Source organism: Tardiphaga sp. P4_G1 (assembly GCF_056401215.1).
In genome coordinates, this window is sequence record NZ_JBFUJU010000001.1 from 264,895 (window position 1) to 286,685 (window position 21,791).

At 61.9% G+C, this 21,791-nt stretch carries 21 protein-coding genes; 14 read left to right on the top strand and 7 right to left on the bottom strand.

Translation table 11 applies throughout. The features are described from left to right. Nucleotides 1-68: 68 nt before the first annotated feature. Entirely contained in the window at nucleotides 69-665 is a 597-nt protein-coding gene (locus AC1DUY_RS01260; RefSeq protein WP_089264157.1) for a TetR/AcrR family transcriptional regulator, read from the top strand. Between the two features lie 78 nt (nucleotides 666-743). On the opposite strand, the gene parE is transcribed toward AC1DUY_RS01260, so the two are convergent. Both parE and AC1DUY_RS01270 read right to left on the bottom strand, forming a co-directional pair. Next, the gene (gene parE, locus AC1DUY_RS01265; RefSeq protein WP_478111774.1) at nucleotides 744-2,792 is read right to left on the bottom strand and encodes a DNA topoisomerase IV subunit B; all 2,049 of its coding nucleotides are present in this window, start codon (nucleotides 2,790-2,792) and stop codon (nucleotides 744-746) included. Nucleotides 2,793-2,894: 102 nt separating this feature from the next. Then, nucleotides 2,895-3,275, bottom strand: coding sequence for a hypothetical protein (locus AC1DUY_RS01270; RefSeq protein WP_478111775.1), 381 nt, complete (start codon nucleotides 3,273-3,275; stop codon nucleotides 2,895-2,897). 278 nt (nucleotides 3,276-3,553) lie between these two features. Between AC1DUY_RS01270 and AC1DUY_RS01275 the strand changes: the two genes are divergently transcribed. The 5 genes from AC1DUY_RS01275 (at nucleotide 3,554) to argC (ending at nucleotide 8,332) form a co-directional block, all read left to right on the top strand. Continuing rightward, nucleotides 3,554-4,084, top strand: a complete 531-nt coding sequence (locus tag AC1DUY_RS01275) for a DedA family protein (RefSeq protein WP_093758436.1) — start codon at nucleotides 3,554-3,556, stop codon at nucleotides 4,082-4,084. A 148-nt stretch (nucleotides 4,085-4,232) separates the two neighbouring features. Continuing rightward, complete coding sequence (locus tag AC1DUY_RS01280; RefSeq protein ID WP_478111778.1) at nucleotides 4,233-5,222, top strand: MBL fold metallo-hydrolase; 990 nt, start codon at nucleotides 4,233-4,235, stop codon at nucleotides 5,220-5,222. A 146-nt stretch (nucleotides 5,223-5,368) separates the two neighbouring features. Next, the gene (locus AC1DUY_RS01285) at nucleotides 5,369-6,358 is read left to right on the top strand and encodes an MBL fold metallo-hydrolase (protein ID WP_115028867.1); all 990 of its coding nucleotides are present in this window, start codon (nucleotides 5,369-5,371) and stop codon (nucleotides 6,356-6,358) included. Between the two features lie 232 nt (nucleotides 6,359-6,590). Beyond that, nucleotides 6,591-7,277, top strand: a complete 687-nt coding sequence (locus AC1DUY_RS01290; RefSeq protein ID WP_175368924.1) for an FMN-binding negative transcriptional regulator — start codon at nucleotides 6,591-6,593, stop codon at nucleotides 7,275-7,277. Beyond that, nucleotides 7,274-8,332, top strand: a complete 1,059-nt coding sequence (gene argC / locus AC1DUY_RS01295) for an N-acetyl-gamma-glutamyl-phosphate reductase (protein ID WP_478111781.1) — start codon at nucleotides 7,274-7,276, stop codon at nucleotides 8,330-8,332. The genes AC1DUY_RS01290 and argC overlap by 4 nt, the downstream gene beginning before the upstream one ends. A gap of 60 nt (nucleotides 8,333-8,392) precedes the next feature. Here the strand turns inward: argC and AC1DUY_RS01300 are convergent, their stop codons facing one another. After that, nucleotides 8,393-8,923 (bottom strand): N-acetyltransferase family protein, encoded by a 531-nt coding sequence (locus AC1DUY_RS01300; RefSeq protein ID WP_478111783.1) that lies wholly within the window; start codon nucleotides 8,921-8,923, stop codon nucleotides 8,393-8,395. 161 nt (nucleotides 8,924-9,084) lie between these two features. Further along, a complete protein-coding gene (locus AC1DUY_RS01305; protein ID WP_089264165.1) occupies nucleotides 9,085-10,119 on the bottom strand; it encodes a glutamine synthetase beta-grasp domain-containing protein in 1,035 nt (344 codons plus the stop codon). A gap of 502 nt (nucleotides 10,120-10,621) precedes the next feature. Here AC1DUY_RS01305 and AC1DUY_RS01310 point away from each other — a divergent pair. Further along, a complete protein-coding gene (locus AC1DUY_RS01310) occupies nucleotides 10,622-10,822 on the top strand; it encodes a DUF2735 domain-containing protein (RefSeq protein WP_093758441.1) in 201 nt (66 codons plus the stop codon). A gap of 113 nt (nucleotides 10,823-10,935) precedes the next feature. On the opposite strand, the gene AC1DUY_RS01315 is transcribed toward AC1DUY_RS01310, so the two are convergent. The 3 genes from AC1DUY_RS01315 to AC1DUY_RS01325 all read right to left on the bottom strand — a co-directional run bounded on the left by AC1DUY_RS01315 (nucleotide 10,936) and on the right by AC1DUY_RS01325 (nucleotide 14,193). Then, nucleotides 10,936-11,877: a glutaminase gene (locus AC1DUY_RS01315; RefSeq protein WP_089264167.1), complete on the bottom strand. Its 942-nt coding sequence runs from the start codon at nucleotides 11,875-11,877 to the stop codon at nucleotides 10,936-10,938. A gap of 27 nt (nucleotides 11,878-11,904) precedes the next feature. After that, on the bottom strand, nucleotides 11,905-12,306 hold the full coding sequence (locus AC1DUY_RS01320) for an MAPEG family protein (RefSeq protein WP_089264168.1): 402 nt from the start codon (nucleotides 12,304-12,306) through the stop codon (nucleotides 11,905-11,907). A gap of 147 nt (nucleotides 12,307-12,453) precedes the next feature. Continuing rightward, a complete protein-coding gene (locus AC1DUY_RS01325; RefSeq protein WP_478112408.1) occupies nucleotides 12,454-14,193 on the bottom strand; it encodes a PHA/PHB synthase family protein in 1,740 nt (579 codons plus the stop codon). Between the two features lie 352 nt (nucleotides 14,194-14,545). On the opposite strand from AC1DUY_RS01325, the gene AC1DUY_RS01330 reads away from it, so the two are divergent. The 7 genes from AC1DUY_RS01330 to recJ all read left to right on the top strand — a co-directional run bounded on the left by AC1DUY_RS01330 (nucleotide 14,546) and on the right by recJ (nucleotide 21,784). Continuing rightward, the gene (locus AC1DUY_RS01330) at nucleotides 14,546-14,866 is read left to right on the top strand and encodes a hypothetical protein (protein WP_441229742.1); all 321 of its coding nucleotides are present in this window, start codon (nucleotides 14,546-14,548) and stop codon (nucleotides 14,864-14,866) included. Between the two features lie 93 nt (nucleotides 14,867-14,959). Next, entirely contained in the window at nucleotides 14,960-16,180 is a 1,221-nt protein-coding gene (locus AC1DUY_RS01335) for an LL-diaminopimelate aminotransferase (RefSeq protein ID WP_089264170.1), read from the top strand. Nucleotides 16,181-16,257: 77 nt separating this feature from the next. Then, nucleotides 16,258-17,580 carry a homoserine dehydrogenase gene (locus AC1DUY_RS01340; RefSeq protein ID WP_120289462.1) on the top strand — a complete coding sequence of 441 codons (1,323 nt, stop codon included), beginning with the start codon at nucleotides 16,258-16,260 and terminating at the stop codon, nucleotides 17,578-17,580. A 57-nt stretch (nucleotides 17,581-17,637) separates the two neighbouring features. Next, nucleotides 17,638-18,636 (top strand): class II fructose-bisphosphatase, encoded by a 999-nt coding sequence (glpX, locus tag AC1DUY_RS01345; RefSeq protein ID WP_441229741.1) that lies wholly within the window; start codon nucleotides 17,638-17,640, stop codon nucleotides 18,634-18,636. A gap of 10 nt (nucleotides 18,637-18,646) precedes the next feature. Beyond that, nucleotides 18,647-19,099: a GNAT family N-acetyltransferase gene (locus AC1DUY_RS01350; protein WP_478111788.1), complete on the top strand. Its 453-nt coding sequence runs from the start codon at nucleotides 18,647-18,649 to the stop codon at nucleotides 19,097-19,099. Nucleotides 19,100-19,178: 79 nt separating this feature from the next. Then, complete coding sequence (locus AC1DUY_RS01355) at nucleotides 19,179-19,898, top strand: haloacid dehalogenase type II (RefSeq protein WP_439083406.1); 720 nt, start codon at nucleotides 19,179-19,181, stop codon at nucleotides 19,896-19,898. A gap of 47 nt (nucleotides 19,899-19,945) precedes the next feature. Further along, nucleotides 19,946-21,784 carry a single-stranded-DNA-specific exonuclease RecJ gene (gene recJ / locus AC1DUY_RS01360; protein ID WP_478111791.1) on the top strand — a complete coding sequence of 613 codons (1,839 nt, stop codon included), beginning with the start codon at nucleotides 19,946-19,948 and terminating at the stop codon, nucleotides 21,782-21,784. Nucleotides 21,785-21,791 lie beyond the last annotated feature (7 nt).

Genomic DNA, 21,791 nt, shown 5'->3' on the forward strand with positions numbered 1-21,791 from the left:
GTATAAATGGAGGCCGTCTCCGTTTAAATACGGAGGCTCCCTCCGTTTATCAAGAGGTAACCCGTAAAATGGCACAGGAGGCCAAGCCGAAGGCCGTTCGCGGACCACGGATCGATGCGCAGCGCAATCGTCAGCGGCTGTTGGAAACGGCAAAGGCGACATTCGCCGAAAAGGGCGAGGCGGCCGGTCTCGAGGAGATCGCGCGGCTCGCGGGCGTCGGAATCGGGACGCTATATCGCCACTTCCCCACCCGCGACGCATTGGTCGAGGCGGTCTATCGCAACGAGACACAGCAGCTTGCCGAGGCCGCTGCGGAACTTGCGACCACACATGCCCCGGTGGAGGCCTTGCGCGCCTGGATGCGAATCTTCGTCGATCACATTGCGACGAAGCAACTGATGGCGGGTGTGCTGGGTTCGATTGTTGGCGACTGTTCGGACCTCTATGCCGATGCTGGCACGCAGATCAAAACTGCGATGGCAATGCTGGTCGACCGCGCCGTTGCCAATGGCGACATCCGCCTCGATCTCGATCCGCTCGACATGTTGCGCGCACTGGCCGGCGTGGCCAGTGTTAGCGCAGGCCCTAATTGGGAAGCCAGCGCCAAGCGGCTCGTCGATATCCTGATCGCCGGCGTTCGCACGCCGGGCGGCGAGGGGCAATGACTAAGTAGGGAATAAAAGATTGCTCCCGGCATGCGCCCGATGATTTCTGAAGTGTGAGCGCGTCCGAGAAACGAGCTTTTAAACGTCCAGCAATTCCTCGTTGGCGAATTCCGCCTTGTCCGAGATGAACGCAAACCGCGCTTCGGCCTTGGTGCCCATCAGGCGCTCAACGGAGTCGGCAGTGCCGTCGCGGTCTTCCGGCAGCAGCTGCACGCGCAGCAAGGTGCGGCGCGCCGGGTCCATGGTGGTTTCCTTCAGCTGCGCCGGCATCATTTCGCCGAGGCCTTTGAAGCGACCGACATCGACCTTGGCATTGGCGTTGAATTCGCTCTTCAGCAACGCGTCCTTGTGCGCATCGTCGCGCGCATAGACCGTCTTGCTGCCATGGGTCAGGCGGTAGAGTGGGGGGACTGCGAGATAGAGATGCCCTTCATCGATCATCTTTGGCATCTGCCGGTAGAAGAAGGTGATCAGCAATGACGCGATGTGGGCGCCGTCGACGTCGGCGTCGGTCATGATGATGATGCGCGAATAGCGCAGGTCTTCTTCGCGGTAATGCGCGCCGGTGCCGGCGCCGATCGCCTGCATGAGATCTGATATCTGCGCGTTGGCCGTCAGCTTTTCCTTGGTCGCCGAAGCGACGTTGAGGATTTTGCCGCGCAGCGGCAGGATCGCCTGCGTCTTGCGGTCACGCGCCTGTTTGGCGCTGCCGCCTGCCGAGTCGCCCTCGACGATGAAAAGTTCGGAGCCTTCGGTCGCGGTATTGGTGCAGTCGGCGAGCTTGCCGGGTAGGCGCAGCTTCTTCACCGCGGTCTTGCGCGAGGTTTCCTTCTCCGCGCGGCGGCGCAGACGCTCGTCGGCGCGCTCCAGCACGAATTCGAGCAGCTTGTTGGCCTGCACGGGATTGCCGGACAGCCAGTGATCGAACGGGTCCTTGATGGCCTGTTCGACGATCTTCTGGGCTTCGGCGGTCGCGAGACGATCCTTGGTCTGGCCCTGGAATTCCGGCTCGCGCACGAAAACCGACAGCATCACGGCGGCGCCGACCATCACGTCTTCCGAAGTGATGGTGCCGGCGCGCTTGCCCTGGCCGACACGCTCGGCGTGGTCCTTCAACCCGCGCAGCATGGCGCTGCGCATGCCGGCTTCATGGGTGCCGCCATCGGGCGTCGGCACGGTGTTGGTATAGGACGACATGAAGCCGTCGGCATCCGCGGTCCAGGCGACAGCCCATTCGCAGGCGCCATGGGCGCCGTTGCGGCCAGACTTGCCGGAGAAGATTTCCGGATGCACCAGCGTATCGGCATGGATCGCCGCGGCAAGATAGTCCTTGAGGCCGCCGGGGAAGTGGAATTCGTCCTCGGCCGGAGTGTCCTCGAGGCCCTTGAGCAGTTCCGGATCGCACTTCCAGCGGATCTTCACGCCGCCAAACAGATAGGCCTTGGAGCGCGCCATCTTGAACAGGCGCTGCGGCTTGAAGGCCGCCTTGGCGCCGAAGATGTCGGTATCCGGCTTGAAGCGCACGCGGGTGCCGCGGCGGTTATGAACCTTCCCGAGATCCTCGAGCTTGCCCTGCGGAATGCCGCGGGCGAACGTCATCTTGTAGAGCTGCTGATTACGCGCGACCTCGACCTCGAGCAGCGAGGAGAGGGCGTTGACCACGGAGACACCGACGCCATGCAAACCGCCCGAGGTCTCGTAGACCTTGGAGTCGAATTTGCCGCCGGCATGCAGCGTGCACATAATGACTTCGAGGGCGGATTTCTTCGGGTGCTTCGGATGCGGATCGACCGGGATGCCGCGGCCGTTGTCCGACACCGACAGAAAGCCGTCGGCGGTGAGTTCCACCTCGATGAAGGTCGCATGGCCAGCCAGCGCCTCGTCCATCGAGTTGTCGATCACTTCGGCGAACAGGTGATGCAGCGCCTTTTCATCGGTGCCACCGATATACATGCCCGGGCGACGCCGGACCGGCTCGAGGCCTTCGAGGACCTCGATATCCGCGGCCGTATAGCCGTCTTCGGCATTGGCGGAGCGGGTGGATGCCTTCAGTGCCGCAGCCGATTTTGGCGCGCTGGCGCCACCAAAAAGATCAGCTTTCGCGTTTGATTTCTGTGCCTTGGCCATATGTCTTAAAGTTTTGTCTCGGTTGGCGCCACGCAAAGCGCGGCGAATCGTTGCTGTGACTATGCCACGTTCAGGTTGGCAATGTGGCTGCGACCTCGGGGTTCAAGCGGCCGTGCCAGAGCGCTCGGTGCGTAGCACGATCACAACGAATAGGGCCATGGCCGCGAGCATGATCAGTGAACCGATGATCGGAATGGCCATATAGGCGTGGTTGGCGAGCAGGGTGATGCCGATGCCGACGGGGAACATGATGCCGCCGACGATGTGCATCGTGCCCTGGACCTTGGCCAGTAGCGAGCGTCCGGCCACGGGAATCAGGCGGTAATACAACCCGAACAGGAACAGCAGCACGCCGCCGACAAGGTTGAGATGCGCATGCGCGGGACTCAGCAGGAAGTCCTGGCGTATGCCCATCACGATGCCGGCGACCATCCCGATCAGCAATATCAGCGCACTCACGCACATCATCAGCGATCCGATCATCTTCAGTCCTTTGCGTTCTTGATTTTGACAGCCGGGCGGGAAGTCAGCCCAACGGCGGTACTGAGTTGCCATTGGGTAAGCCGGTCTCTGACCTTGGACGCAGAAGCCGGGAAAAGGTTCAAATTTACCGGTGGGGCGCCCGCACCGTGGTTATGTGCCCTCAGATGTTGTGACTTGATGTGATCGGTGCAGCCGGATTACCTGTCGCGGGCGTTTGAAGGTTAAAGCGGTTCGCGGCCAATCCGGCCGGGCCTGAGCCGTAAAGGGACACTCTCCATATGGAAGGCTGGATGCACGGGCTGATCGAATTCGTGCGCCAGAACCAGGTCTGGGCGGCGCCGATCGTCCTGCTGCTGGCCTTCGGGGAATCGCTCGCTTTCATCTCCCTGCTGCTGCCGGCCTGGGGCGCGCTGGTGGCCATCGGCGCACTGGTCGGCGCGAGCGGGATCAGCTTCTGGCCGGTGTTGATTGCCGGCGCTCTCGGCGCGGCGCTCGGCGACTGGCTCTCCTATTGGTTCGGCTTCAGATACAAGGACCAGGTGGCGCAGATCTGGCCGCTGTCCAAATTTCCCGACCTGCTTCCGCGCGGCGAAGCCTTCGTCAAGAAATGGGGCGTGCCCAGCATTTACATCGGCCGCTTCTTCGGCCCATTGCGGGCCTCGGTGCCGCTGGCCGCCGGCATTTTCGAAATGCCCTATTGGCGCTTTCAGGTCGCCAACTTCACTTCGGCCTTTATCTGGGCGGGCGTGCTTCTGCTATTCGGCGACGGCCTGTCCGTCGCTGTCGAATGGCTCTGGAAGCTGAAGTAGTCCGGCGGGGAATAACCGCTGCGCCCGGGTGTTCAACGGGCTGACATGTCGCGGTGTCTGAATGCCGCGACATCTCGCAGAAGTCATCGAACGCTGGTAGATAGTTCCGCCAGTCCCCGCCTGTCACTGCTTCACCCCGGAGAACATCATGGACTTGTCACGCCGCCACGCCCTTGCCGGAGCCGCCGCGCTCGCCGCATCTCCATTGCTCACCGCAGGCTCTGCCAAAGCCTCCGCTCCGCCGGCCGACAAGCAGGCGCCGAGCTTCTATCGCTACAAGGTCGGCGATGCGCAGGTGAACGCGATTTCCGACGGCGCCAACACCTTTCCGCTGGCCGACACCTTCGTGCTCAACGCCAAGAAGGATGAGGTCAACGCCGCGCTCGACAAGGCCTTCCTGCCGAAGGACAAGATGACCATCCACTTTGCGCCGCTGGTCATCAACACTGGCGGCAAGCTGGTGGTGATCGATACGGGCAACGGCCCCGGAGCCCTCGCGGCGACCAAAGGCAATGTCGGCCAGTTCGCCAACAACATGGCCGCCGCCGGCATCGACGCCAAGAACGTCGATATGGTCGTGATCTCGCATTTCCACGGCGATCACGTGAACGGGCTTCTTGCCGCCGACGGCACGCCGGCTTTTCCAAATGCCGAAGTCCTCGTCCCGGCCGCCGAGTGGAAGTACTGGAACGACGATGGCGAGATGGCCAAGGCCGCCAATGACCGCATGAAGGGTCTGTTCGCCAGCAACCGCAAGCTCTTCAACGATGGGCTGAAGAAGAAGGTCACGCCCTATGAATGGGGCAAGGACGTCGCGCCGGGCCTGCTCGCCGTGGAGTCGGTCGGCCATACGCCGGGCCACACGTCGTTCGTGCTGTCGTCCGGCAGCGACAAGCTATTCATTCAGTCCGACGTCACCAACCATCCGTCGCTGTTCGTCACCAATCCCGGCTGGCATCTGATGTTCGACCAGGACCCGGCGCAGGCGGAAACCACGCGCCGCAAGGTCTATGACATGCTGGTGGCCGAGAAGATGCGTGTGCAGGGCTTCCACTATCCATTCCCGGCCAACGGTTTCGTCGAGAAGGATGGCAACGGTTATCGGTTGGTGCCGGCCCCATGGAGCCCGGTGATCTAAACGAAGCCTGGCAAATTTCCCGGCCTGCGCTGCAGTGCAGGCCGGCTGGCCTCGTAAACACCCATCGCCTCCGTCGGTGCGTCGTGCCAGTCTCTGCGCCGGAGTCGCGCCAACAGCGACCATGCAAAGCAAGGGGAGAAGACTTCATGGATCTGTCACGACGACACGCACTGGCGGGTGCCGCCGCGCTCGCAGCGACGCCACTGCTTTCATCGGCCCCGGCAAAGGCATCCGCACCGCCGGCCGATAAGCAGGCGCCGAGTTTCTATCGCTACAAGGTCGGCGATATCCAGGTGAACGCCATTTCCGATGGTGCGGCGACGTTTCCGCTGGCCGATACCTATATTTCCAACGCCAAACGCGATGATATCAATGCAGTGCTCGCCAGGGCATTTCTGCCGAAAGATCAGATCACCAACTTCTATGCGCCGTTGGTGATCAACACCGGTGGCAAGCTGGTGGTGATCGACACCGGCAACGGGCCGGGCGCCTATGCCAGTAGCAAGGGCAATGTCGGTCAGTTCATTACCAACATGACGGCGGCAGGGATCGATCCAAAGATGATCGACATGGTCGTGATCTCGCACTTCCATGGCGATCATGTGAACGGCCTGCTGACGGCGGACGGCGTGCTGGCGTTTCCCAATGCCGAAGTGCTGGTGCCGGCAGTAGAGTGGAAGTTCTGGATGGACGACGGCGAGATGAGCCGTGCCACCGGCGATCGCATGACCGGTCTGTTCAAGAACAATCGGCGGGTGTTCGAGGCCGGGTTGAAGAAGAAGGTTACGCCCTATGAATGGGGCAAGGACGTCGCGCCCGGGCTGCTGGCTGTCGCCTCGATCGGGCACACGCCGGGCCACACGTCCTATGTGCTGTCGTCCGGATCGGACAAGGTCTTCATCCAGTCGGACGTAACCAACCTTCCGGCGCTATTCGCCGCCAATCCCGGCTGGCACGTGAATTTCGACCAGGATCCGGTGCAGGCCGAAGCCACCCGCCGCAAGGTCTATGACATGCTGGTCGCCGACAGGATGCGGGTGCAAGGCTTCCACTATCCGTTCCCGGCCAACGGTTTCGTCGAGAAGGATGGCAACGGCTACCGCGTCGTGCCGGCGCCGTGGAGCCCGGTTCTCTGAGGTCTGCGCTCTGGTGATCTTGACGGATCGCGGGCGCGGCCCTATGACCGCGCCCATGATCAACCTTGCGACCAGCATCATCGCCCGCCGCCGCCGCATTCTCGCGGCAGGTGGAGATATGCGCGCATAAGCGTTTCGATCTCTCACTGCCGCCGGATATGGTCCGCGGCAGTCTTTCTCCCAAACAGCAGCGCGACCCATCCGGCGGCCTTCACTCAGGAAGGAGCCCGTCATGTATACGCCGCCCAAATTTCAGACCGACCGGACCGACGCACTTGCGTTTGCGGACGCGCGCGGCTTCGGCACGGTCTGCGCCTTCGATGGCAGGAAGCCGATCGCCTCCGCGGTGCCTTTCTGCCTCGACTACGGCAATGACGGCACGCCGCGTCTGGCCTTTCACCTTGCGCGACAAAATCCGCTGCTCAAGCTTGCAGACGGCGTGACGCCATGGGCCATGGCCATCCTGGGCGCTGATGCCTATGTGTCGGCCGACTGGTACGTATCGCCCGATCAGGTGCCGACCTGGCTCTATCAGGCGGTCCATCTCACCGGACCGGTGCGCATCCTGTCTGGTGGTGAACTGGGCCCGCATCTTGACGTGCTGAGCGCAAGGTTCGAAACACGGCTGGCGCCGAAGAAGCCCTGGACCTCCGATAAGATGGCGGCGGGGCGGCTTGAGGCGATGAAGAAGGCGATCGTCGGTGTGGTGATGACAGTGGACGAGGTCGAGGGTAGCTCCAAGCTCAACCAGCACAAGTCAGATGCCGATCATCTGGCTGTCATGAGCGCACTGGCGCTGCGGCCGGAGCCTGCCGCGTTCGAGATTTCAAATGCGATGCGCAAATTGCGGCCGCATTTGTTTGCGGAAGAGACGACACAATTGACTGCTATGGCTGAGGCCGAAGGATTTATGGGATGAGCACGAAGAAGAAAATCGGCATTCTCGGTGCGTCCGGTTACACCGGAGCCGAACTGGTGCGGCTGCTGCTGCGTCATCCCAAGGTCGAACTCGTGCTGCTGACAGCCGACCGGCGTGCCGGTCAGGCGATGGGCGACGTGTTCCCGCAATTCGCCCCCTATGAGCTGCCTACGCTTGTGAGCATCGACTCCGTCGACTGGACGATCATCGGCCTCGATCTGGTGTTCTGCGCGCTGCCGCATGCGACGACGCAGAAGGTGCTGCAGGATTTGCTGGCCAAGGCGCCGGAGACCAAGGTGGTGGATCTGTCGGCCGACTTCCGGCTCGAGGACGCAGCCGCCTATGCGAAGTGGTATGGCCACGAACATCATGCGCTGGAGCTGCAGAAGGAAGCCGTCTACGGCCTCGTCGAGCTCTATCGGCGCGACATCAAGAAGGCGCGGCTCATCGCCAATCCCGGCTGCTACACATCATGCGCGATCCTTCCGCTGGTGCCGCTCTTGAAGGCGCGCGCCATCGAGACCGATGAGATCGTCATCGACGCCAAGTCCGGCATGACGGGAGCAGGGCGTTCCGCCAAGGAAGAGATGCTGTTCTCCGAAGTGTCTGAAGGCTTCAACGCCTATGGCGTCGGGCATCATCGGCATATGGCGGAGCTCGATCAGGAGTTTTCCAAAGCCGCTGGCAAGGAGGTTGTCGTCAGCTTCACGCCGCATCTCTTGCCGCAGAACCGCGGCATTCTCTCGACCATCTATGTGCGTGGCCGGCGGGGCAAGACGGCGCAGGATCTCCACGAGGTGCTGGTGAAGCAGTATGAGAAAGAGCCGTTCGTGCACATCCTGCCATTCGGCAAGACGCCGCATTCGCGGCATGTGCGTGGCTCCAACATGACCTTCATCGGCGTTGCCGCTGACCGTATCCCGGGCCGCGCCATCATCGTCTCGACGCTCGACAACCTCACTAAAGGCGCATCGGGGCAGGCGGTGCAGAACATGAATCTGGTGTTTGGCTTTGCCGAGACGCTGGGCATCGATCAGCCCGCGATGTTCCCGTAAAGGAATGCGTTTGCAGCCCGGATGGAGCGAAGCTAAATTCGGGCTACAAAACGTCGGCTCTCACAGATCGCGCATCATGACGATCGACGTCTGGAGAAAGCCCTGGCGCTTGAAGAAGGCGTGAGCGCGGTGGTTATCCACGCCGCTCTCCAGAAAGAAGCGTTGCACGCCTTCCGCGCGGCATTGTTCGGCAAGCCAATCAAACAATGCGTTGCCTAATCCCCGGCCCTGTACCGACGGGGAAAACACAACATCATGCAAGGTCGCAAAGGGGCTTGCCGGATTTGTTCGTGTGATTTCCACCAGGGCGAAGCCGACGATCGTTGAATCGATCATGATCGTGGCCACGCGCCTTTCCTCTGTGTTTTCGGGCGATGCTGACAACATGGATGCAACGTATTGTCTAGTTCGAGCCGCCCGGTGGTCGGCCCAGCTGCCCAGATTGTCCGCGATGCCGTATTGCAGTTCGGCATGCGAGATATAGGCCGGGTCGTCGATCGCCAGCAGCATCGCACTGATCGTATCGGCCAGGTCGGGTTCGCGGCCCCAGCCGATTTGAAAAGACTGGGGCGCGTCTGGTTCGGAAGGCATTTGAAACTCGACGGGTTGGGGCTCAGATCTCGACGCCGAATACATCTCTCGCACGCCTTTGGTGGCTGCAGCTAACGCAAGATTGAGCGCCAATCGGGTCAATAACGAAAACGGCCCGAACTTGCGTTCGGGCCGTTCATATTTGATCTGAAGTCAGACGCTTACGCGGCAGCCGACTTGGCGGTCGGGACTTCCGAGATGGTCTTCAGGATCTGCGAAGCGATCTGGTAGGGGTCACCCTGGGAGTTCGGACGACGGTCTTCCAGATAGCCCTTGTACTCATTCTTGACGAAGGAGTGCGGGACGCGGATCGAGGCGCCGCGGTCCGCGATGCCGTAGCTGAACTTGTTCCACGGAGCCGTTTCGTGCTTGCCGGTCAGACGCTTGTCGTTGTCCGGGCCGTAGACGTTGATGTGGTCCATCAGGTTCTTGTCGAACTGGGCCATCAAAGCTTCGAAGTAAGCCTTGCCGCCGACCGTACGCATATATTCGGTCGAGAAGTTGGCGTGCATGCCCGAGCCGTTCCAGTCGGTGTCGCCGAGCGGCTTGCAGTGGAATTCGATGTCGATGCCATACTTTTCCGTCAGACGGAGCAGCAGGTAACGCGCGATCCACATTTCGTCAGCGGCCTTCTTGGAGCCCTTGCCGAAGATCTGGAATTCCCACTGGCCCTTCGCCACTTCGGCGTTGATGCCTTCGTGGTTGATGCCGGCTTCGAGGCAGAGGTCGAGATGTTCTTCGACGATCTCGCGGGCAATTGAGCCGACGTTCTTGAAGCCGACGCCGGTGTAGTAGGGGCCCTGTGGCGCGGGATAGCCATCCTCGGGGAAACCGAGCGGACGGCCGTTCTCGTAGAAGAAGTATTCCTGTTCGAAACCGAACCAGGCGCCGGCATCGTCGAGAATGGTGGCGCGCTTGTTGGTCGAGTGCGGGGTGACGCCATCCGGCATCATGACTTCGCACATCACCAGGGCGCCGTTCTCACGGGCCGCGTCCGGATAGATCGCAACCGGCTTCAGCACGCAATCGGAGCTGTGGCCTTCGGCCTGCATGGTCGACGAACCGTCGAAGCCCCACAGCGGGAGCTGTTCGAGGGTCGGGAAATCTTCGAATTCCTTGATCTGCGTCTTGCCACGCAGGTTCGGAACCGGCGTGTAACCGTCGAGCCAAATATACTCGAGCTTATACTTTGTCATGCGGGTCTCTCATGAGTTGGCGATGCGTAGGGCGTGAGCCCTGAGCTTGCCGGCGGGCGGACGCAAAATCCGCCCCCAGCGGCGCTGCATATAAAGCACGTAGTATGCCAACTTGTCGCGGCGCAACGCTTTTGTGACGAAAACCGCGGCGCGTCCCCAACGGGGCTGTCATTCGCTGTCTGGAGAGGGCATCGGAGGCCGGGAATCGGTCCGGATTCGCAAATCTTTCAGAGGAATTCGGCCGCGCGCGAAAATACCGGCTGCCCAATTCCCTTGCAGGCTATTTTTGACCGGAACTTTTCTGCCTTTCAGACGCTCAAATGAGAGGTCAGGCGCTGCGTAGGCGGCTTCAAAACCTGCGCGCCCAAAGCGCATGTCCATCAAGTGCGCATATTGTAGTCATTTGGATGCTTCTTACGAGGCAGTCGGCACAAAAGAAGGGCGCCTCTGTTATAATGATGATCCGACAGGAAAAAACAGATCAGAGGAAGGAATAGAAGCGATGCCGACGTCTCAAACGCATCACCCCCATACCGCTAAAATCTACCAATTCCCGGTTGGTGGCCGTGGATCGGTCGGCCCGCGGGGACGGCTCAGCAAGCCGTTGGACCTGCGTGCATCGACCGTGAAAACCGTGGCCGACTATGACAGCTGGTACCACGAGGCTGCCATCCAGGAAGCCAACCGGACCTACGAACATTGACGGTGCCTGGCCGGACGCAAGGTTCACCGCCCCGGGCGCGGTTTATCGACGACGATCAAGGGCTGAAACAGCGATGTTTCAGCCCTTTTTCATGACTGGAAACCGGGTTGGCGTCAGACGCCGAAGATCGACCAGCCGAGCCGCTTCGTGAGCGCTTCGAGCGCAATGCGGCCGAGATGCGAATTGCCGTGCTTGTCGAGACCCGGCGCCCAGACTGCGATCGAGGCCTTGCCGGGGGCGACTGCGATAATGCCCCCGCCAACGCCGCTCTTGCCTGGCAGGCCGACGCGATAGGCGAACTCACCCGAACCGTCATAATGGCCGCACATCAGCATCAGCGCGTTGATACGGCGCGCCCGCTCCGACGACACCACCGAGAGCCCGGTCGATGGATTGCGGCCCGAATAAGCCAGATAGCGCGTCGCCATCGCGAGCTGCCGGCACGACATCGCGATCGCGCAGTGGTGGAAATAGACGCCGAGCGTGAAGTCGACGGGGTTTTCGACCACGCCGAACGACTTCATGTAATTGGCTAGCGCGGTGTTGCGAAAGCCGGTGCGTTTCTCGGACGCGGCGACCGTCTCATCGATCACGATGGAGCTGTCGCCGGACAGAAACTGCATGAAACGCAGGATTTCGCCGATCGCCTCGCGCGGCTGATGGCCGGACAGGATGACATCGGTCACGGCGATGGCGCCGGCATTGATGAAGGGGTTGCGCGGCACGCCGCGCTCGCGTTCGAGCTGGACGATGGAGTTGAACGGATTGCCCGAGGGCTCGCGGCCGACATGTTTCCAGAGCCGGTCGCCGACCATGCCGAGCGCCAGCGTCAGCGTGAAGACTTTCGAGATGCTCTGGATCGAGAACGGCACATCGGCGTCGCCGCCGGCCGCAACCTGGCCATCGGCATCGATAACCACAAGGCCGAACTGGTTGGGATCGACGCCCGCCAGTTCCGGAATATAGCTCGCGACGTCGCCGCGGTCCGTTCGCTGCGCCATCTCGTCGGCAATTTCCTTGACGACGAGATCGAGACTTGGGGCAGCGTGGTTCATTGCAGATCAATCTGGCGAGAAGAAGCGTTAGTACGGAATCCGCAGGATCGCGATGGCGAGGACCGCCTGGGCGATGAAGCCGACCACGAAGGCCAGCGTGCGGAAAATCGGCAGGCCGAGTGTGTAGACGATCAGATGCACCACGCGCGACCAAAAATAGACCGCGCAGGCCAGAACGGTGGTCGGGGTCGAAACGTCCGCAGCATTCAGGATCAGCACCAGCGGCGCGAAGATGATGAGATTCTCGACGGCATTGTCATGGGCGAACATCATCCGGTTGGCCCATTCGGCCTGCGGCCTGTCGGTGCGCGTCGGGTTGGCCATGACGCCGGTGACACCGCGGACCATGATGCGGTTCAGCATATAAGGCACCCAGAGCAGGCCTGTGAGAATCACGGTCAGCGTCAGCCAGAACAATTCGCGCGTCATCCGGGTATCCTTTCAGTCGAAATTCCCGCGGAAAACGCGGAGATGGTCATGCAAAACACACGCGCCGCAAGCGGATGCGACGCGTCCTTGCTGAAATCATAGACGTTTGCTGTGACGACGCCAAGCAAGCGCGGAGGAGGCGGGCCGTTACGCCCGCACCCGCACATAACTGCCCGGGGCGTCTTCCAGTGCGGGGAATGCGTCGGTGCCGACATGCCGGGCAGGAACTTCCTCACCATCGATGCCGGAGAGCCACTCCCGCCAGTTCGGCCACCACGAGCCAGCATGTTCCTGCGCGGTCTTCATCCAGTCGGCAAGATCGGTGGCGTGGGCGTTGTCGTTGGTCCAGTACTGGTACTTGCCCGAGGCTGGCGGATTGACCACGCCGGCGATATGGCCGGAGCCGGACAACACGTATTTCACCGGGCCGCCGAAGAATTGCGAGCCGTACAGCACCGATTGCGCCGGCGCGATGTGGTCCTCGCGGGTGGCGAGATTGTAGACGGGCACCTTGACCTTGGAGAGATCGAGCCGGGTGTTGTCGAGGATCATGTTGCCGCTCGAGAGCTTGTTCTCAAGATAGCAGTTGCGCAGATAGAACGAGTGGTTCGCCGCCGGCATCCGCGTCGCGTCTGAATTCCAGTGCAACAGGTCGAAGGCCGAAGGCGGCTTGCCCTTGAGGTAGTTGTTCACGACATAGGACCAGATCAGGTCGTTGGAGCGCAGCATGTTGAAGGCCATGGCCATCTTGCTGCCTTCCAGCACGCCTGCCGCCTGCATGTCTTTTTCCAGCGCCGAGATCTGATCCTCGTCGACGAACACCATGAGGTCGCCGGCATGGGTGAAGTCGACTTGCGCGGCCAGGAATGTTGCCGATGCCACGCGGACGCGGCGCTTCTCGGCGAGCCAGGCCAGCGTCGAGGCGAGCAGGGTGCCGCCGACGCAATAGCCGATGGTATGCATGGTCATCTCGCCGGTGACCTTCTCGATGACGTCCATCGCGGTCAGCGGGCCTTCCTTCATATAGTCATCGAAGGTCTTGGCGCCTAGGCGCTTGTCGGGGTTGACCCAGGAGATCACGAACACCGAGACGCCCTGATCGACAGCCCACTTGATGAAGGATTTCTCGGGCTTGAGATCGAGGATGTAGAACTTGTTGATCCAGGGCGGCACGATCAGGAGCGGCGTGCGCAGCACGTTTTCGGTTGCCGGCTGATACTGGATCAGTTGCATCACCTCGTTCTGGAAAATCACCTTGCCCGGCGTCGTCGCCATGTTGACGCCGACTTCGAGGTTTTTCGGATCGGACTGGCGAATGCGCAGCGAGCCTTTGCCGGCCTCGATATCCTCGGCAAGCATGGTCATGCCGCGCATCAGGTTGCTGCCGTTCGACATCACGGTCTCGCGCAGTACTTCCGGATTGGTCAGCACGAAATTCGATGGCGCCATCGCATTGGTGATCTGCTGAACGTAGAATTCCGCCTTCTTGCGGGTATGCGCATCGAGCCCCTCGGCATTCTTGACGAGGTCGTGGGCCCATTGCGTCGTGAGCAGATAGGCCTGCATGACGAAATCGAAGAACTGGTTCGATTTCCACTCGGGATCGCTGAAGCGCTTGTCGCGCGGCGGTGCCTCGATAGCGGGCAAGCCGGCTTCGCCGACCATCCGGCGCATCGCCGAGCCCCAGAGGTCGAGATAGGCCTTGCCGAGCTTCATCTGCAATTCGGCGGCGCGCTTGTCGTCGGACAGCCAGTAATTGGCGACGATGCTGAAGGTCTTGATCAGCTCCGTCAGCTCGTTCGGCGGCTTGTCGACGGTCTCGCCACTTTGGCGCGGTTGCAAATAGGCGGCCAAGGCCTTGCCGCCATTCTCAATCGCCTTGGCCATGTTGAGCGCAAAAGCTTCGGGATTGAACGGTTTGGCGGACGCGTCGCCCGAGATTTTGTCGTTAGCAGCTTTGGCGTCGGCGGCAACTTCGGTCATGGCGCAACAACAGCTTCATTCCAGTCGGGCAACGGTACGTCGCCACGCAAAATCGATGATGGCACAGTTCGCGGATTGCCGCAGGATTCGATGTGCTGCACCGCGTCATGTATTCGGCTTTGGGTCTTGCTTCCGTCATATTGAAGATCCAAGCCTTTAGCATCTTCTCCCGGCATTAATCGTTTGTGACCAGATTGGTTGAATGGTGCGCTGCGATAGGGATGAAATCGATTCTAATGCGATGTAGGGTTGTGGCGTGACGCGTAGAGGCACATTCAGGGCAATTGGTGGTCGCAGCGGGCGGGCGGCGACAGCGGCCGCCTTGCTGGTGCTGGGGCTTGGCTTGCCTCTGGGCGGCTGCGCCTCGACCATCGCCGACATGCCCATGGTGGGGACGCCGGCGGGCGCTCCGGCGCGTCCGGCCGAGGTGGGCACCTATCTGCCGGTTCATGATCTGCCGACCACCCGCGAAGGCACCGCCATGGCGCCGGCGGATCAGGCCAAGATGCAGGCCGAACTGACTGCCGCCCGCGATCGCCAGGCCGTCGTGCTGCCGCCCAAACCGGCGGCCAAATAGTCAAAACTGCCCGTCGTGACTGGTGTCACCGGGCTTCCGTGATAAAAAGAAGCGATTCAACCGCATGATGAAGCGGTTCTGGAGCCCGATCCCATGGAAGAATTCTACCGCATCCGCCGATTGCCGCCCTATGTGTTCGAACAGGTCAACCGGGCCAAGGCCGCCGCGCGAAACGCTGGCGCCGATATCATCGACCTCGGCATGGGCAATCCGGATCTGGCGACCCCGCCGCATGTGATCGAGAAGCTCAAGGAGACCCTGGGCAAGCCGCGCACAGACCGCTATTCGGCTTCGAAGGGCATCACTGGCCTGCGCAAGGCCCAGGCCGGCTATTACGAGCGCCGCTTTGGCGTGAAGCTCAATCCTGACACCCAGGTGGTGGCGACGCTGGGCTCCAAGGAAGGCTTCGCCAACGTCGCTCAGGCGATCACCGCGCCTGGCGATGTCGTGCTGTGCCCGAATCCGAGCTACCCGATCCATGCCTTCGGCTTCCTGATGGCTGGCGGCGTGATCCGCTCGGTGCCGTCCGAGCCGACGCCGGACTTCTTCGCTGCTGTCGAGCGCGCCATCATCCATTCGATTCCGAAGCCGATCGCGCTGATCGTCTGCTATCCGTCGAACCCAACGGCGCAAGTGGCGAGCCTCGATTTCTACAAGGACCTCGTGGCCTTCGCGAAGAAACACGAGATCTACATCCTCTCGGATCTCGCTTACGCCGAGGTCTATTTCGACGACAAGAACCCGCCGCCCTCGGTGCTGCAGGTACCGGGCGCGATGGACGTGACCGTCGAATTCACCTCGATGTCGAAGACCTTCTCCATGGCCGGCTGGCGCATGGGCTTTGCGGTCGGCAACGAGCGTATCATCGCCGCGCTGACGCGGGTGAAATCCTATCTCGACTACGGCGCGTTCACGCCCGTGCAGGTCGCGGCCACTGCTGCGCTGAACGGCCCGGACGACTGCATCCGCGAGATGCGTGACACCTATCGCAAGCGCCGCGACGCGATGGTGGAATCCTTCGGCCGCGCCGGCTGGGACATTCCGCCGCCCTCGGCCTCGATGTTCGCCTGGGCGCCGCTGCCGGAGAAATTCCGCGAGGTCGGCAGCATGCAGTTTGCAACGCTTCTCGTCGAAAAGTCCGGCGTGGTGGTATCTCCCGGCGTCGCCTTCGGCGAGCATGGCGAAGGTTACGTCCGCATCGCGATGGTCGAGAACGAACAGCGCATTCGCCAGGCTGCCCGCGGCATTCGCCGCTTCCTTGAAAGCGGTCTCGAAACGTTGCACAACGTGGTTCCTCTCGCCAACCGGCGATAGGCGTGATCCCCGAAAACCGGCAACCGGTTTTCGGACCGGTCATCGCTCAACAAGAATTCCGACAGGTCTGAAGCTTAATGGTCGCACCCCTCAAAGTGGGTATCGCGGGACTCGGCACCGTTGGTGCCGAAGTCGTCCGTCTCATCGAACAGCAGAACTCAATTTTGGCCGCGCGCTGCGGTCGTGGCGTCAAGGTAATTGCTGTCACCGCGCGGTCCAAGACCAAGAAGCGCGGCGTCGATCTGCGCGGCATCGACTGGATGAAGGATCCGCTCGCGGTTGCGCAGCATCCCGATGTCGAGTGCTTCGTCGAACTGATGGGCGGCGTTGGCGATCCCGCGCTGTCGTCGATCGAGGCGGCGCTGCGCGCCGGCAAGTCGGTCGTGACCGCGAACAAGGCACTGATCGCCAAGCATGGCCTGAAGCTAGCCGCATCGGCCGAGAAGCACGGCGGCGCGCTGAACTACGAGGCCGCCGTCGCTGGCGCCATTCCGATCATCAAGACCATCCGCGAAGGTCTAGTCGGCACCGATATCAATCGCGTCTACGGTATTCTCAACGGCACCTGCAACTACATCCTGTCCCGGATGGAGTTGGAGGGCTTGTCCTTCGAGGAATGCCTTAAAGACGCGCAGCGGCTTGGCTACGCCGAGGCCGAGCCGTCCTTCGACGTCGATGGCCACGACACCGCGCAGAAGCTGGCCATTCTCGCCAGCCTCGCATTCGGGACCAAGGTCGCGCAGAGCGCTGTTTCGGTCGAGGGCATTTCGTCCATCGCCGCTGAAGATCTGCGCGCTGCTGCAGAGCTCGGCTATCGCGTGAAGCTGCTGGGCGTTGCCATGCGCACCGCGACTGGCATCGAACAGCGCGTGCATCCAACCATGGTGCCGCTGTCGTCCTCCATTGCGCAGGTCATGGGCGTCACTAACGCCGTCACGGTTGATGGCGCAGGCATTGCGCCGATTACGCTGGTCGGTCCCGGCGCTGGCGGCGCCGCGACGGCGTCTGCGGTTCTTGCCGATATCGCCGATGTCGCACGCAATGTGCGCGCGCTGCCGTTCGGGCGGCCGGTCGAGAAGCTCAAGACCACCACCAAGGCGCCGATGGAACGCCACGAAGGTGGCTATTACATCCGCCTGATGGCGCGGGATCTCGCCGGCACCGCCGCGCGTATCGCAACGCGTCTGGCCGAACAGAAGATCTCGCTGGAGTCGATCGTGCAGCGCCATCCGAATGGCGGCATCGAGCCGGTCGGCAAGAGCACGAAATCGTCACCGGTGCCTGTTATCCTGATCACCTACGCCACTACCGAGGACGCGATGCGCCGGGCCCTGCAGGCCGTGCAGAGCGACAAGGTGATATCGGGCAAGCCGCAGGTTATCCGGATCGAGAAGAACTAAATCCACGCGTTGAGAGTTGTACGGGGACATTCGTCCCACCGTAGAAGGAGCCCGCCCATGTCGACCCATATTACCGTCCCGCCGCAGCAACTGCTCGAGCGTATTCTGACGCTGGAGATCGTTCGCGTGACCGAGCGCGCGGCAGTGTCGGCTGCGCGGCTGCGTGGTCATGGGCAGGAGAAGGCGGCGGATCAGGCAGCGGTCGATGCGATGCGCCGCGAGCTCAACAAGATGCCGATCGATGGCACCATCGTGATCGGCGAGGGCGAGCGCGACGAAGCGCCGATGCTCTATATCGGCGAAAAGGTCGGCATCAATGCCGGCCCGAAGGTCGATATTGCCGTCGATCCGCTCGAAGGCACGACACTGTGTGCCAAGGACATGCCGGGCTCGATCGCCACCATGGCGATGGCCGACGGCGGCACGCTGCTGCACGCGCCCGACGTCTATATGGACAAGATCGCGATTGGTCCGGGCTACGCCAAGAACGTGATCGACATCGACGCATCGCCGGAAGAGAACATCAGGCGCCTCGCCAAGGCCAAGGGTGTGCCGGTGTCGGCGATCACCGCCCTCGTGCTTGAGCGGCCGCGGCACGAAGCACTGATCGCAGCGATCCGCTCGACCGGGGCGGCGCTGCGTCTCATTCCGGACGGCGACGTCGCCGGCGTCATCCACACCACCGATCCCGCCAAATCTGGCATCGACATCTATCTTGGCATTGGCGGCGCACCGGAAGGCGTGCTGGCAGCTGCAGCACTGCGCTGCATCGGCGGCCAGATGCAGACCCGATTGATCCTCGATACCGACGAGAAGCGCGAGCGTGCGCTGAAGATGGGTGTCACCGATCCGAAGATGATCTATGGCATCGAGGACATGGCGAAGGGCGACTGCCTGTTTGCCGCCACCGGTGTTACCGACGGCGCATTGCTGTCGGGCGTTAAGTTCCGCGGCGACGTCATTGAGACCGAGACCATCGTGATGCGTTCGGTGACCGGCACCGTGCGCATCATCAAAGGCGAGCATCGCCAGCTCGAAAAATTCCACCTGGATTGAGTTCGGTCACATGGCGAAGGCGAATGTTGACATCCGCCCGGTCGGCCCCGATGAACGGGCTGCCTGGGAGCCGCTGTGGCAGGGCTATCTGACCTTCTACAAGGCGACGCTGCCACAGATCGCGACCGATACCGCGTGGAAGCGTTTCCACGACGCCAACGAGCAGATGTTTCTGCTCGGTGCCTATGTGGACGGCAAGCTCACCGGCATCGTGCAGTTCCTGTATCACCGCTCATCCTGGACGCCGGGTAACTACTGCTACCTGCAGGACCTGTTCGTCGACAACGGCGCGCGGGGACTTGGCGTCGGCCGCGCTCTGATCGAAGCGGTTTATGCAAAGGCCAAGGCTGACGGCTGCAGCCGCGTGCATTGGTTGACCCAGAACGAGAATGCGCAGGCCAGGATTCTCTACGATCAGGTCGCGGACAATTCCGGATTTATGCAGTACCGGAAGATACTCTGATCAAAGGCAATCCGAGCGCGCCAACATGCGCTCGGATTAATCGAACTAAAAACCAAGAAAACAAAATGGGGATGAGGCCATGAGCGAGACCGATAACGTCAAGGCTCTGGTGTTCGACGTGTTCGGCACCGTGGTTGACTGGCGTTCCAGCCTGATTGCTGACTGTACCGCGTTCGGCAAAGCGCGCGGCATCACGGCTGACTGGACCGCGCTCGTCGATGCCTGGCGGCAGGCCTATATGCCCTCGATGGATGTGGTGCGCCATCATCCGGAACGGGGCTTCGTGAAACTCGACACGCTGCATCGGCAGTCGCTCGACGTGCTGGTCGCCAAGTTCGGCATCAACGGGCTCTCGGACAATGATCTGCATCACATGACACTCGGCTGGCACCGGCTGCATCCGTGGACGGATTCGGTCAGCGGTCTGACGCGCTTGAAGACCAAATACGTCATCAGCCCGTTGTCGAACGGCAATGTCGCGCTGCTGACCAACATGGCGAAATTCGCCGGCCTGCCATGGGACCTGATCATGAGCGCGGAACTGTTCGAACACTACAAGCCCGATCCGCAGGCCTATCTCGGCGCCGCCGCACTGCTCAATTTGAAGCCTGCGGAAGTCATGATGGTGGCTGCCCATAACAGTGATCTCGATGCCGCGCACAAACTTGGCCTCAAGACCGCCTTCGTGCCGCGCGTCACTGAATATGGCCCGCACCAGAACCGCGATTTCAAGGCCGAGGGCCCGTGGGACGTGGTGGCCGATGATTTCAATGATCTGGCGAAGCGGATGGGCTGCTGACGGCCTGAGATTTGCCGAAAGCGGCTGCGCGGCCTATTGCTGATCCCATGACGCCACCGACCATCATTCCCGTCGAATCCCAGCAGGCCTTTCTCGGCGTCACCGAATCCGCCACCGGGCGGATCTGGCGCGACCGGGTGGACCAGCGCGGGGCGGCGCGGGCGCTGGCCATGGTGCAGCGTTTCCAATTGCCGGAAATGCTGGCGCGCGTCATCGCCGGCCGCAATATCGAACTCGACGCGGTCGAAGACTTTCTCGATCCCACAATCCGCAAGCTGATGCCGGACCCGTTCACCATCACGCAGATGGAAGCGGCGGCGAAGCGCATCGCGGATGCCGCGCAGGGCCGGGAGAAGGTGGCGATCTTCGGCGACTACGACGTCGACGGCGCGACGTCGTCGGCGCTGCTGGCCTGGCATCTCAGGCATTGCGGACTCGATCCGCAGATCCACATTCCCGATCGCATCTTCGAGGGCTATGGCCCCAATGTGGATGCCATCAGGACGCTGGCCGGCAAGGGCGCCACGCTGCTCGTCACCGTGGATTGCGGCACGACCAGTTTTGAGCCGCTGGCCGAGGCCAAGAAGCTCGGCATGTCTGTGGTTGTCATCGATCACCATCAGACCGGCGAGGAATTGCCTGACGTCGATGCCGTCGTGAATCCCAATCGGCTCGACGATATTTCCGGTCTCGGTCATCTCGCTGCCGTGGGCCTCGTGCTGATCACGCTGGTCGCGGTCAATCGCGAATTGCGCAAGCGCGGCTTCTGGACCGCGGAGATGCCGGAGCCGGATCTTCTGGGCATGCTGCATCATGTGGCCTTGGGCACCGTGGCCGACGTAGCGCCGCTGATCGGCCTGAACCGCGCCTTCGTCGCCAAGGGTCTCATCGCATTGCGACGCCGCGATCACATCGGGCACACCGCACTGATGGATGTGGCGCGTTTGAACGGTCCGCCGGAAGCGTGGCATCTCGGTTTCATGCTGGGACCGCGCATCAATGCCGGCGGCCGGATCGGGCGTGCCGATTTGGGCGTGCGGCTACTGCTCGAAGGCGATATTTCCGAGGCTGCGAAGATCGCTGCCGAACTCGATCGGCTGAACATCGAACGACGCGTGATCGAACAGGCCGCGGAAGCGCAAGCCGAGGCCGAGGCTCTGGCGTCACTGGGGCTCGAAGACAAAGGCTCCGTAGTCGTGACCGCGTCTGAAGGCTGGCATCCCGGCGTCGTCGGTCTGGTCGCCTCGCGGCTCAAGGAGAAATTTGCGCGTCCGGCTTTTGCCATCGCGCTGGAGCCTGGCGGAATTGGCACGGGGTCTGGCCGCTCGATCTCCGGCGTCGATCTCGGCAAAGCCGTGCGGCAAGCTGTTGCCGATGGGCTTCTGATGAAAGGTGGCGGCCACGCCATGGCCGCGGGCATCACGCTACGCAAGGAACGGCTCGGCGAATTCCGCGCCTATATCGAAAGCGCGCTGGCTGCGGATGTCGGCAAGTCCCGCAACGAGAAAGAACTCTTCATCGATGGCGCTATCACTGCGCGCGGTGTGACGACGGATCTCGTGAATACGCTCAATCGCGCCGGGCCGTTCGGGCAGGCCAATCCCGAGCCGGTGATTGCGCTGCCGGCGCATCAGCTCGTTTATGTCGATGAAGTTGGGCAGGCGCATCTGCGGCTGCGCTTCAAGGCGTCGGACGGCGCCATGGTCAACGGTATCGCGTTTCGTTCAGTGGGGCAGAAACTCGGCAACGCGTTGCAGGAGCTGCGCGGTCAGCCGGTCCATGTGGCGGGCTCGCTGACCGTCGATCGCTGGCAGGGTGCCGAGCGCGTGCAGATGCGCGTGATCGACGTGGCGGCGCCGGATCCCGGGCCGAAGATGATCAGGTAGTCTCACC